Source organism: Aromatoleum diolicum, from assembly GCF_012910955.1.
In the GTDB taxonomy this organism is placed as follows: Bacteria; Pseudomonadota; Gammaproteobacteria; order Burkholderiales; family Rhodocyclaceae; genus Aromatoleum; species Aromatoleum diolicum.
This window is the reverse complement of sequence record NZ_WTVQ01000096.1, coordinates 1-1,761: the sequence shown is the minus strand read 5'-3', so window position 1 is coordinate 1,761 and position 1,761 is coordinate 1. Positions and strand designations below refer to the sequence as shown.

Annotated in this window: 1 protein-coding gene; it reads left to right on the top strand. The window is 59.7% G+C overall.

All coding sequences use genetic code 11. The features are described from left to right. Positions 1-400: 400 nt before the first annotated feature. Positions 401-1,744: an IS110 family RNA-guided transposase gene (locus GPA25_RS23520; protein WP_169262820.1), complete on the top strand. Its 1,344-nt coding sequence runs from the start codon at positions 401-403 to the stop codon at positions 1,742-1,744. Positions 1,745-1,761 lie beyond the last annotated feature (17 nt).

Here is a 1,761-nt window from a genome sequence, read left to right as displayed (position 1 = left end):
CCAGGTATCTATAGCGATACGGGGTTGATGCCGAGGGGCAAGTCGATAAGGGTTCAGATTTGCAAGGCGCCTTGACGAAGTGATCGCGGATCAGCCCTGTATCTTCTTGGCAGTGGGCTGATGCCGAGGGGCAAGAGTATGAGGTCCGGAGCAATCCGATTCGCTGGGCATCGACCCCGCCCTGTTGCTTGGGTACTCTTGCCCGCGGGCATCGGTCATGCCACCGATTAAGAACGTGGGAGAGCCTCGCGAGTTCGTCCCGACGATGTGGAGCCAAGGTTGCGTGGCCGAGCTGGCGCAGGCAAGAGTAACGAGATAGTGGCGCAACAGGCGGCCACGAATCAAACACCTGGAAGTGCTGCCCAGCATCGAGCCCGAACAACCTGGTAGGGAGGATGCGATGCAACGACGCACCGTGGGTATTGACCTGGCGATCAGTGCTGTCCAGGTCGCTCAAATCTTCGACGACGGGGTGCCGGTGGGTAAGCCACTGCGATTCCGGCTGACGGCCAATGACCTGAAGCAGTTTGTTGACGCCGTCGTGCGCGATGTTCCGCTCGGCGTGCCGATCGTCGCAGTCATGGAGCCAACCGGGATGGCGTGGTTTCCCGTCGCCTCGTGGCTAGAGGGCGTGGGAGTCCGGGTCATTCGCGTAAAAGGGCAACGGGTCAAAGCCCTTCGCCAATACCTGAGCGAGCATGCGAAGACCGATTTGGCCGATGCTCACGTGTTGGGCGCGCTCCCCAGCTTTGGCTACCGGTCGCTTGATCCCGTGCATGTCCCTTCGCCACAACATCACGCATTGCAGCGCCTGACCAAACAACGTCACCGTTACCAGGAGCTCATCTGCTCGTCGCGTCGTCGAATCCTCGATCTGATCCGCTGGGCCTGTCCGGAGCTCGAGCCGGTTCTGCCCGACACGACGACGCGATTGACTCTGGCGATCCTGGCCGACTTCTTCGATCCGCACCGTGTTCTCAAGACGCGCCGGGATACTTTGGCGCGCTTCATTGCCGACAACGCTTCCGGCAATCACCCGCATAGCGGTCCCTTTGTCGACGACCTTGTGAAGTCCCTGAAGGAGACAGCGCGCAAGACGATCGCCCTGCATGCTGACCGGCTCGACTTCCAGGCACTACAGTTCGAGGTTCGCCAGGAAGTGGAGATGCTGAGACTACTCAGCCAGAATATTGCCGAATTGGAAAAGCGCAGTGAGCTCCTCTACGAACAGGTGCATCCATCGGATGCCTTGCGTTCAATCCCGGGTATCGGCATAACGCTGGCGCCGTTGCTGGCCGGCGTGATCGCCCGCACTGAACGATTCCGCAACGAGCGCCAGATTCGAGGCTTCTGCGGACTGTTCCCGAAGAAGAACTCCTCAGGCGGTATTGAACGGCCCGGACAGCGGATCACCAAGAGTGGCAGTGACCGGATCAAGCGTGCCTTGTTTCTGGCCGCTGACACCGCCCGCAAAATCGATCCAGACCTCGCAGCAGTCTACTGGCGACTGATGGTGAAGAAGGGCCATCACCATAAGCAGGCGATCTGCGCCGTCGCAACGCGGCTCGTCAACCGGATCTACAAGACGATGAAGACAGGACAGCGCTACATACTTCGCGGTCCGAATGGTCAAGAAATCAGCGTCGCCGAGGCCAAACGGATCGTTCGTGACCAATTCACAGTTCCAGAGGAAATCCGACGAGCCCGACGCCGCCACGTTGAAATCGCGCCTTCTCCTGCTTGACAGTCGGTACGAGATCA